The sequence below is a fragment of the Nocardiopsis listeri genome, assembly GCF_020741345.1.
GTDB classification, from domain to species: domain Bacteria; phylum Actinomycetota; class Actinomycetes; order Streptosporangiales; family Streptosporangiaceae; genus Nocardiopsis; species Nocardiopsis listeri_A.
The window spans coordinates 1-10,403 of the sequence record NZ_DYZD01000092.1; the positions used below are offsets into that span (position 1 = coordinate 1).

At 70.0% G+C, this 10,403-nt stretch carries 9 protein-coding genes and 1 pseudogene; 5 read left to right on the forward strand and 5 right to left on the reverse strand.

All coding sequences use genetic code 11. The annotated features are described in order from the left end of the window. Positions 1 to 924 (reverse strand): PAS domain-containing protein (locus tag K8V84_RS05855; RefSeq protein ID WP_304071431.1); only part of this gene is annotated, 924 nt, incomplete at its 3' end. A gap of 558 nt (positions 925 to 1,482) precedes the next feature. On the opposite strand from K8V84_RS05855, the gene K8V84_RS05860 reads away from it, so the two are divergent. Both K8V84_RS05860 and K8V84_RS05865 read left to right on the forward strand, forming a co-directional pair. Next, positions 1,483 to 1,761 carry a hypothetical protein gene (locus K8V84_RS05860; protein WP_304071433.1) on the forward strand — a complete coding sequence of 93 codons (279 nt, stop codon included), beginning with the start codon at positions 1,483 to 1,485 and terminating at the stop codon, positions 1,759 to 1,761. Positions 1,762 to 1,866: 105 nt separating this feature from the next. Beyond that, on the forward strand, positions 1,867 to 3,420 hold the full coding sequence (locus tag K8V84_RS05865) for a hypothetical protein (protein WP_304071449.1): 1,554 nt from the start codon (positions 1,867 to 1,869) through the stop codon (positions 3,418 to 3,420). Positions 3,421 to 3,441: 21 nt separating this feature from the next. Here the strand turns inward: K8V84_RS05865 and K8V84_RS05870 are convergent, their stop codons facing one another. Both K8V84_RS05870 and K8V84_RS05875 read right to left on the reverse strand, forming a co-directional pair. Continuing rightward, positions 3,442 to 4,239 carry a tyrosine-protein phosphatase gene (locus tag K8V84_RS05870; RefSeq protein WP_304071436.1) on the reverse strand — a complete coding sequence of 266 codons (798 nt, stop codon included), beginning with the start codon at positions 4,237 to 4,239 and terminating at the stop codon, positions 3,442 to 3,444. 63 nt (positions 4,240 to 4,302) lie between these two features. Further along, positions 4,303 to 5,028 (reverse strand): nucleotidyltransferase family protein, encoded by a 726-nt coding sequence (locus K8V84_RS05875; protein ID WP_304071438.1) that lies wholly within the window; start codon positions 5,026 to 5,028, stop codon positions 4,303 to 4,305. Positions 5,029 to 5,203: 175 nt separating this feature from the next. Between K8V84_RS05875 and K8V84_RS05880 the strand changes: the two are divergent. Beyond that, positions 5,204 to 5,329: pseudogene (locus K8V84_RS05880) on the forward strand (RNA-guided endonuclease TnpB family protein); the annotation flags it as partial. Here the strand turns inward: K8V84_RS05880 and K8V84_RS05885 are convergent. Further along, positions 5,328 to 7,784, reverse strand: coding sequence for an AAA family ATPase (locus tag K8V84_RS05885; protein ID WP_304071439.1), 2,457 nt, complete (start codon positions 7,782 to 7,784; stop codon positions 5,328 to 5,330). The pseudogene K8V84_RS05880 and the gene K8V84_RS05885 overlap by 2 nt on opposite strands. Positions 7,785 to 7,920: 136 nt before the next feature. Continuing rightward, positions 7,921 to 8,619, reverse strand: coding sequence for a ribonuclease HII (locus K8V84_RS05890; protein WP_304071442.1), 699 nt, complete (start codon positions 8,617 to 8,619; stop codon positions 7,921 to 7,923). Positions 8,620 to 8,809: 190 nt separating this feature from the next. On the opposite strand from K8V84_RS05890, the gene K8V84_RS05895 reads away from it, so the two are divergent. Further along, positions 8,810 to 9,385, forward strand: a complete 576-nt coding sequence (locus K8V84_RS05895; RefSeq protein WP_304071444.1) for a DoxX family protein — start codon at positions 8,810 to 8,812, stop codon at positions 9,383 to 9,385. A gap of 73 nt (positions 9,386 to 9,458) precedes the next feature. After that, positions 9,459 to 10,115: a hypothetical protein gene (locus tag K8V84_RS05900; protein WP_304071446.1), complete on the forward strand. Its 657-nt coding sequence runs from the start codon at positions 9,459 to 9,461 to the stop codon at positions 10,113 to 10,115. The last annotated feature ends 288 nt before the right edge of the window (positions 10,116 to 10,403 follow it).

The following is a 10,403-nucleotide window of genomic DNA, read 5'->3' on the forward strand; positions in this document are numbered from 1 at the left end:
GTCGGCGCCCACTCCGGAGCGGCCGATCTCGGACATGGCCTGGACGACCTCCTCGGCGGTGAGCGCCTCGGCCAGGTCGGAGGTGGCCTTTTGTAGTCGGGCGGTGCGCATCGCCGCTTCACTGAGCTGCTGGTTGAGCCGCTGACGAAGCTCGTCGGCCTCGCGTTCGGTGGTGATGTCGACCAGGGTGCCGACCCACTCGGCGGTCTCGGCGCCGTCCATGACCGGGTTGGCCCGGGCGCGGTAGTGGTCGTAGCCGCCCGAGCGCGTGCGGACGCGGAACATGGCGTCGAAGGGGGTCACGTCCAGGACGGCGTCGTCCCAGGCGCGTTCGACGCGGGAACGGTCGTCGGGGTGGACGGCGTCCAGCCAACCGTGACCCAGGTAGGAATCCAGGTCCTGCCCGGTGAGGGTGCGCCACTGGGGGCAGTCCTCGCGCACGTCGCCGCCGGGACCCGCCGACCAGATGATCTGGTTGCCGGCCTGCAGCAGGGCGCGCAGGCGCCGTTCGCCTCGGTGCGCGCCGTCCTCGTGGTCGCGGGCGGCGATGAGCGCGATGTGCTCGTCACCGCTGGACGGGTCGTTGACCGGGAACCAGGTCAGGTCCCAGGTGTGGCCCTCGGTGGTGCGGTGGTGACCGCGCACGGCCCGACCGCTCTCGCGCACCGAGGTCAGGGACATGGTCTGGGCGGCGGCGCCGGGGGCGTCACCGCCCTCTTTCAGGACCTGGCCCGGGCTACGCCCCAGACAGCGCTCGGGGGTGCTGCCGAAGACGGAGGCCATGCGGGGGTTGATGGAACCGAAGACGTCGTCGGGTCCGAGCAGGGCGAACCCGATGGGAGCGTCGGTGAGCAGGGTCTGCACAGCGTCCGGTAGTTCCGCCACATTGATTCGGGGAGGGGGAATGGACGTCTCGGCGCTCAACTGCTCGACACCTCCGGAACGGTTGGAATCCCCAGCGGGGCTGTTCTCGGACCGCGTGGTCCCCTGCGCACCGTGCCCGCCGCCCGTGTTCGATGACGCTTATGGCGCGGGGTGCGCGGCGCCGATTCCGTTCGGGGGGCTCCGCGGCTCCCAGGAGTCACGCTCAATGACCCCTCTCGGCCGCTGTCACGGCTCAAGCATAAGACACGACTCTGCGCACGCAACGTCCGTGGTTTCGGGGGCACGGTTGCGCACGGAAGGTAAATAGTAGGCCACCGGACGCCGTGCACACAGTCGACCGGGGGCTTCGCGGGCGTGTTCTCCCATAATCCCAGACGATGACCGACTTGCGGCGAACTCTCTGAAACAGGACCGTTATATGTCCGAAACGTCCATTTCGTGGTGGTGGCCTGCGTGGATGACGCGGCTCGGGTAAACGGTACCTCCCCCAGGTTTTATCAACAGCGTGCCGCGCGAGAGGTTGACAGTCGCTTCAGAACAAGTGGAATAGGTGGAGGTCACCGTCCAGACCATCTTCAGCTAGGGGTGTGAGCAAGAATGCTCCAGACCTTCCCGGTCCAGGATCTCAGTCGGATCTCGGCAAGGCTTCATGACGAGTTCAGCGCGCTGTCCCACCGATGCGTGGAACGTTGCGTCAGCGACACCTGGAACTGTGCCGAACACCTGGGCATCACGGTCACACCACACCTCGTCGAGAGGGTCGCCCGAGAGCACCTCGAGGCGATGGTGAAGTCCGTGCCGCCCTCCCGACATACCGCACGGCGTCCGGGAACCACGCTGTTCACCGGTCGACGCGCGATCCCCGAACCGCGCTGATCCGACGAGGGCACCTCCGGCCGCCGGCCGGCATACGCTCGGAGCGTGCCCTCCGCTACGCCCCCGCCCACAGGACCCGACGTTCCCGTCGCAGCGTTCGAAGAAATGCTGCGCGCGGCCAGAGCGCTGCTCGCCATGCGCCACCCGCTGGACGCCGAGCTGTCCTTCAGCGAGCTCCTGGGCTCCTGGTGGGGGCAACGGGTCCCCGGGGTGGACGTGGAACGGCTGCTCGGAGAAGGCCTCATCACCCACGCCACGGCCTCCGGGAAACCCGCCGGGCTGGGGGTGCTCGCCGCGATCACCGCGCTGGGCACCTCGGCCTCCCAACGCGAACTCGCCGAGCAGGGCATGATCGCGCTGCGCGAGCGGGGTCTGCACGCACCGGCCTGGGCCTCCCAGCTGGGCGAGGTCACCCCCGTGGCCGCCTACGTCAACGGCGACCGCTTCGGCGACACCGACGACGTGGTGTGCGTGTACGCCCGTGACTCCGGCGAACCCGAACACGCGCTCATCCTCGTGCTGGACCACAACAGCGGCGGCCTGCTGCGCGACGCGTGGGTGACCACCAAGGTGGACCGGCTCCTGGGCCAGTGCCGTGAACGCGCGCGCACCGATGACTTCGCCCGGTTCGAGGAGTCGCCGCTGCCCCAGGCACGGGCGCTCCTGCTCCGCGCACTGGAACGCACCGAGAACGTGGTGACCGGGGAGGTCGACAACCCCGTCGGGATCTCACGATCCGACCTCACCGGTGGTTCGCTGGCCGCCCACTTCGCCCTGGCGGCCTCCCGCATCAAGCGGCTGCCCGAGGGCAAGGCGCACCAGCCGATGTGGCGGCGTGACCGCCGTGCGGTCCTGGCGGCCCGCTTCCTCGCCTCGGACCAGGCCGCCGAGCTGTCCGACTCCTACGCCGCCAGTCGGTGCGCGGACCACATCATCACCTACGGCTGCGACGTCGACTCCGGTCGCCCGCTACGGGTCAGCCCGCGCAAGGTCGAGTCGTTCCTGCTGCACTGGCTGCCCGGTCGGGTGGTGTTGTTGCCCGAGGAGCAGGAGGCGATGCCGCACGTGCTCGCCGCCTGGGTGCGCTGGGCCGGGGCACAGAACGACCTGCCCGACGTCGCGGTCGGGGCCACCCTGGACACCGTGTGGGAGACCACCGCGGAATTCGCCCGCACCTACCGTGACCCCGCCCGCCCTCTCGGGCTGCGGCAGGAGGCGGTGCGCCGGTTGTTGCCCGACGGCGACTTCAGGTCCCTGGCCCGCCGCATGTTCGCGTTCCCACTGTTGGCCAGCGAGCTGATCACCGACGCCCCCGACGAGTTCGACCCGTCGACCTCCCGTGGCCGTCGCGCCCTGCTGCGTCTGGACCACTTCGGCGAGTACGAGGAGGCCCCGCACAGCGGCCGCCACCACTCCACCGGTCAGGAGCACTGGTACCGGCCCGTGCAGGGAACCGACCCCGAGCGCGAGAGGGAACTGGACCGTCACGAGCGTCTGGCCAAACGCCTGTGGGACGGCCGCCCCGCCAACCTGTGGGCGGCGGCCCGAAGGATGCTGGATCGCGGTCTGGACCGCCCCACCGTGCTCACCCACCTGACCGAGGCGCTGTTCGGCGCCACCGGCGAGAACGACCTGCGCCGCCGCCTCGACGACCTGTGACCGAGGCGCGGCGCACGTCGATCAGACGAGCATGCGACTCTTGAGGCCGTCGATGGTGGCACCGGTGAGCTTGAGGCCCCGCACGACGTAGTCGTCGAAGGACCCGTACTCCTGGTCGATGAGGGTGAAGGCGCTGTCCAGGTAGTCGGGCTTGACCCGGGTCATCGGCTCGATGTCCTCCCACGGCAGACCGCTCTCCTGGGACAGCAGGCGCATCCAGTGGTCGGTGGCGGCCTGACGATCGTTGCTGGCGACGTAGTCCGTCGTCACGACCTCCCGCTCCACGCCCAGGAGGGTGAGCAGCAGGGCCGCGCCCCAGCCGGTGCGGTCCTTGCCGGCGCTGCAGTGGAAGACCAGCGCGGTCGGCCCTTTGGCGGCGCGTTCGACCAGGTCGCGGTAGCCGTCCAGGGCCTCGGTGTCGGTGACCAGGCCGCGGTAGACGTCGTACATGTGGCGTTCGGCCGCACCGTCGCCGAACGCGACGCGGGCCTGCTCGGGATCGGCGAACAGGTCGATGAAGTTGGCGCCGGCCGAGTCGGTCTTCTGCACGCCGATCGCCGCGTACTCGGCGCCGTTCGGGATCAGGTCGGGGAGCCGGTCGCGTTCGTGGGAACTGCGCAGGTCGATGAGCTGACGGATGCCGAAGCCGTCGTAGGTGGCCCGCTCCTGCTCGGTGAGGGTGTGCAGCGCGTCCGAGCGGTATAGCAGCCCGGAGCGCACGGTGCGACCTTCCTTCGTGCGGTGGCCGCCGAGGTCACGGAAGTTGGGGGCACTGGGGAGGAGGAAACCGTCGTTCGTCACGATCGAGACGATACCCATCTCCCCGGTGCCCCCGCAGCACGGGGTACGACGACCGGATGAATCCCGGCCGCTCCCGGAGGTTCAGGCGCGCATGGCCTCGATCTCGGCCCCGGCCTCCTTGACGTCCTTGACGGTGTCGACACCGCGCCAGAACCCTTCGATGCGGTAGGCCGTGAGCCTGCCGGCCTCCGCCAGCTCGGGGAAGGTCGAGGACTCGTGGTCGCCCTTGGTCGGCAACAGCGGGGTGATGCCGGGCTCGAACAGGTAGACGCCCGCGTTGATCCAGACCGGCAGCAGCGGGCTCTGGGTGAACCCTTCGATACGGTCCTCGTCGTCGACGTCGACGATGCCCCAGGTGGTACGGAACCGCGACAGCGCCAGCGTGGCGAGGCCGCCCTTGTCCCGGTGCCTGCGGGTCAGTTCGTCCAGCGGGAACCAGGTGAGGACATCGCCGTTGAGGGCGAAGTAGGGGGCCTGGGGATCGCGCAGCCCGCCGGCGGCGTAGCGCAGTGCGCCGCCGCGGCCGAGCGGCTCGTCCTCCACCAGGAGGGTGATCTCGGGGCCCTCGGCGCGTGCCTCCAGGTGCCCGCGCAGGACTTCGGCCTTGTAGCCGCAGGACACGACGACCTGCTCGACACCGTGCGAGGCCAGCCATTCGAGTTGGTAGTCGATGATGGGCCGTCCGGCCACCTCCACCATCGCCTTGGGGCGGGTGTCGGTGTAGGGCCGCAACCGGGTGGCCTGTCCCCCGGCGAGGATCAGTGCCTGCGTGACGGGGGTTTCGCTGGATGAGGGTGAGGCGGTCATCGGATTGTCGGGTGGATACCCCGTCCTTCAGGGCGGGGAGGAAACACCCTTCTCCTTTTCCATTTCGGATACGTGTTCGTGGTCGATCCGGTTGTCCACCGGCTGTGGCGGGGAGGACCGTGAAGCGGGGGTACAAGTACCGTTTCTACCCCACCAACGTGCAGGCGGCGCGGCCAGCGCGTTCCGCCGCCCAAACGGCCACCTGACGTTGGCGAAGGTCTCCGAGCCCTTGGACATCCGCTGGTCGCGTCCTCTGCCCGAGTGCGCGGCGCCCTCCACGGTGACCGTGTCGCGGGACGCTAGCTCTGTTGGGTGGCGGCGGAGTAGGCCCGGCGCACGTCTTCGCTGGTGATCACGGTCAGGTCGGTGGCGGTGGCCGACTCCCCCAGTTCCCGGGAGACCCGCAGGTCCCGGTGGGAGCAGGCGCCCTCGTAGAGGGAACGGGCGAAACGGCCGTTGCCCAGCTCGTCGATCCATCCGGCCTCGCACACGTGCGTGAAGATGCTGTGCAGGTCCTCCCGGGCCGTGTCGTCGAAGACGTCGCCGGTGCCCGCCGCCACGGTGTCGGCGATCTCGGAGAGTTCGTCGGCGGAGTAGGAGGGGAACCGCACCCGCACGTTGAACCGGGAGGCCAATCCTGCGTTGGAGGCCAAGAAGCGGTCCATCTCGGTGGTGTATCCCGCCAACACAACCACCAGTCGGTCGCGGTCGTCCTCGGCGCGTTTGAGCAGGGTCTGGATGGCCTCGGCTCCGAACGCGTCGCCGCCGCTGTAGCCGGGGTTGACCAGTGAATAGGCCTCGTCGACGAACAGCACGCCGCCCAGGGCCCGGTCGATGAGCCGGTTGGTCTTGACCGCCGTGGCGCCCAGGTGCTCCCCCACCAGGTCTGCGCGTTGGGCCTCCACGACCTCGGCGCGGCCGAGCATCCCGAGCGCGGCGAAGACCCGGCCCAGAACGCGCGCCACGGTGGTCTTGCCCGTGCCGGGTGGGCCGGTGAAGACCAGGTGGCGCAATGGCGGCTGGTGCGGCAGACCCTGTTCCTCGCGCAGCCGGGCCACACGGAGCTGGGCCACCAGGGAACGTACCTGTTCCTTGACCGGTTCCAGACCGATCATGCCGTCGAGTTCGGCCATGGCCTCGTCCAGACCGGGGGCCTCACCGAATCCGGGCATACGGGAGGTGAGTTCGGTGTAGGCGGCCTCGACGTCGGCCGAGCGCACGGTGACCAGGTCGTCGGCGCTGGGTCGGGGGGCCGGTTCGTCGCCGCCCACCCCGGCGGTGACCACCCGCACGTCCCTCGCCTGGCAGCTCTTCTCCACCATGGAGCGGGCGAAACGGCCGTTGCCCAGCTCGTCCACGGCCTGACGCTGGACGGCCTGGTCGTAGCGGAGACGCAGGGTTCGGGCGGCGTCGGTGTCCAGGGAGTCGCCACGGGCGGCGACGAGACGCTCGGAGATGCGGAACAGTTCGTCCGCGCTGTAGCCGGGGAAGGTGATGCGCGTGGCGAAACGCGAGGCCAGACCCGGGTTGGAGGCCAAGAACGCGTCCATCTCCTTGTCATAGCCGGCGAGCACGATGACCAGGCCGTCCCGGTCGTCCTCCGCGCGCTTGAGGAGTGTCTGGACCGCCTCGTTGCCGAATCGGTCGGACTGGCCGTCGCCTTCGTTGACCAGTGAATAGGCCTCGTCGATGAAGAGCACGCCGCCCATGGCGCTGTCGATGAGCTCGTTGGTCTTGATCGCGGTCGCCCCGAGGTACTCGCCGACCAGGTCGGCGCGTTGGACCTCCACCACACGGGATGTGGGCAACAGCCCGAAGGAATGGAAGATGGTGGCGAGGGTACGGGCGACGCTGGTCTTGCCGGTGCCGGGCGGCCCGGAGAAGACCAGGTGGCGCAGGGGACGTTCGACGTTCAATCCGGCGTCGGCGCGCAGGCGGGCGGCCTCGATGGAGGCGGCCAGACCCCGCACCTGCTGTTTGACGGGGTCCAGGCCGATCATGTCCTCGAGTTCGGCCAACGCCTGGTCGACCGGAACGGGTTCGTCGTCCTCCCCTGTGCCCGCCTTGGCGGCACGGTGCCCGGGGGTGTCCGCCGCACGGCCGCGCATCGACGGGGCCTGGGCGTTCGTTCCACCGGATCCCATGGCCTTCTTGGGCCGGGTTCCGTCCTCGGCGCGTTTGCGTTCGTTCTCGCGGCTCTCCTTGATGACCTGGTTGGAGGCGAGCAGCCGCCACAACAGGCAGGCGCCCGCCGCGACGTAGAGCGCGGCGATCCCGGCCTCACCGGGGAAGGGTTCGACGACCATGCCGAACAGGGCCACGGAGAACCCGACGATGAGTCCCGCGGTGAGGGACAGCAGACAGGTGTGCCAGACGGGGAACTCGCGGACGCGGCCCGCGACCAGGGTCACCAACAGGGGCAGTGGGAGGACGAAGAGGACGACGGGTCTGCCCGGCAGGGGGATCTGGAACAGGGGCACGGCGATGGCCAGCCACAGCACGCCGACCAGCACGGTGAGGAACGCGTCGAGGGACCTCATCAAAGCGCTGAAGGCGACGAGGGCCAGGGCCGTGCCGACCAGGACCGGGAACACCGGCACGCTCAGGACGAGGGCGACGACCGCGATCACCGTGACCAGGACCAGTGCCGCCACGAGACGGCGGCCCAGCGGTACACGGTGGTAGGCCGCGCGTAGGCGGTCCAACCCCGAGGGTGGCGCCGCCCGCGTCGCGGCGGGGCTCGTCTCGCGCGTCATCCATGCCCCTTCCTGCGTGGGGGTCGCCTGGGCGGCCCGGGGGTGGGCCGGAGGGTGTGGGCAAAGAACAGCCTTGCCCCATCGGGGGTCGGATGTCCAGTGCGGGACCGCGTGTCGTGGGCCGGTGGATCGAGGTTCAGAACAGGGGCAGGGCGCCGTCCGAGACCGGTCGGATCACGCGAAGGTGGCGCCAGCGGGGCAGGGCGTCCAGGTAGGACCAGCTCATCCGGTGGTGGGGGGTCGGCCCGGCTTCGGCGAGGGTGGCGCGGTGGACGGGCGAGGGATATCCGGCCGCCTTCTCGAATCCGTAACCGGGGTGGTCCTCGGCCAGTTCGGCCATGAGCGCGTCCCGGTGGACCTTGGCGAGGATGGCTGCGGCGGCCACGCTGACGCAGGTCAGGTCGCCCTTGACCTGGGTGCGCACCCGCCAGGGGCGGCCGATGAAGTCGTGCCTGCCGTCGAGGAGTACTGCGTCGGGACGGGGGTCGAGGGCGTCCAGGGCGCGACGGCCCGCCCGGTGCAGGGCCTCGGTCATCCCGACCCGGTCGATCTCGGCGGGTGAGGACCAACCGAAGGCGTGGTCGGCGACCCAGGGTTCGATCTCGGCGGCCAGTTCCCGGCGGCGCTTGGGGGTGAGTCGCTTGGAGTCGGTGAGTCCGGGGGGCGGCTCACCCTCACCGGGGACGGCGGCGCAGACCAGGAGCGGCCCGGCCCAGGCCCCACGTCCCACCTCGTCCATTCCGGCCACCACGCGCGCGCCCGCGGCATGGAGTTCGTTCTCCACGTCCAAGGTGGGGGCGGGCGGGGGGCTGGGCTTTCGGGAAGTCGTCGGCACGCGTTCCACCCTAGATCGGCCGGCCCACCTCCCGGTCCGATTTTCGTGCCTTCCGGGAGAGGTCGGAACCCCGCCATCCGGGTTTTCCGGTGGGTTTTGCGCGACCCACCGGCCATGACAGTCGGTCATCGGGTCTTACTTTGGGTAGTTTCCGCTTGTCGCCACCGCCGGTCCCCCGGAAGGAATGGACATGCAACAGGGCAGGCCCCGACCTTCTCCCCCGCCTTGGGCCCGCGGCCGTCTCTACGACGTCGCCGCCGCCGTGACCCGTGTGGGCGTGGGCTGGGTGTTCGCCGAGTTCGGACTGTCGCTGCGCGGTCGAGAACACCTGGTCGCCGAACGTCTCTCCGATTCCGGTCTCGCCCCGCTCGCCTTCTTCGCCCCACTGACGCCCGCCCTGCTCGTGGCGTTCTCGGTCTCCTTCGCAGTGGGTCTGCTCACATGGCTGACCGGTCCCGCGCTCGCCCTCGCGGCCCTCGTCGGCACTCTCGGAGCGGGTACGGACCACCTGTCCCCGTTCGGCTCCTGGGGTGCTACCGCGCTGGTCACGGCGGTGTGCGTGCTCATGGCGATGGCGGGAGGACGGTGGTCCTGGGACCACCTGGTCCTCGGTGCCCGAACTCCCGGGCCCCTCCGAGGCGAAGGACGTACGACATCGACGGTGAGTGGGAAAGCTCCCGCGATTTCTCACCGACGCCCCGAACACGCCCCGCCACTGCTCTATCCTGTGGAACAGGCCGCGCTTCGACGGCCGTATCGAATGTGACGCGGCCCGTTCCCGCCCCCGTGCCGTTACGCCCGCCGCGTCGCCATGACCAGGATTCGGTGGGGGGAACGCCATGTCCGCCTCAGCCTCCGGTCCGAACCCTGACGGGTCCGTGGCCAAGCTGATCGAGATCGCGGAGAAACAGACGCTGGGGCAGCGACTGATCGGTTGGGCTTCGCGTCCGCCCGGTCATCTCTACATCCCGGCCTGCGCCCTGGTCGGGCTCGTCCTGCTCTTCGAGGACAGTGTGCCCGCCGGGCACCTGCCCACGTTCATCGTCGGCCTCGTCGGCGGTCTGCTGCTGGCCGGCATGGGCGCGCTGCGCCTGGGCATCGCGCTCGCCGTCGCCCGTCCGATGATCCGCCGTTACTGGCTGCGCTGGGTGAGCGCCCCGCTGATCGCGTTCGTTGCCATCGGCCTGGCCGTGGCCGACGTCCCGTTGCAGGCCCGTGTGAGCGCCTCGACCGACCAGCTCCTGGAACTACGCGAGGACACCGGGGTGGCCACCGCGATCTCCCGCAACGGCGAGTGGACCGGTCTGTACCCACTGCGCAGCGTGTCCCAGGACGGCGAAGTCACGCACTACGCCATCGAGGGCGCCGGCATGTTCCAGCCCGCGGGTCTGGCCCACAGCACCGAGGAGATCCCCGTCGGGGTGTTCGTCCCCGGCCAGGGCTCCCGGATCTACGAGCACGTGTCCGGTGACTGGTACGTGTGGGTCGACCACTGACCACGATCACCGCGTCGACGGCCCCGGGGTCCACCCCGGGGCCGTTCTCTCACCCTCCTCTTTGCCGGTTCCTGCCCGCCTCCAACCGGATTCTCACCCGGGACCTGTAGGCATGGTGGTACCCCCTGGGAGAGACCCCCTTCGGTTCTCCCTCGCCACGCCCACCCGAGGAGATGTCCATGCGCGAGTTCGTCCTCACGCTGCACCTACGGCTCCACGACTCCATCACCGCGCTGCGGCGCGCCCACGCCATCGGGGACGACGACCTGGCGACGTCACAGGCCGGTG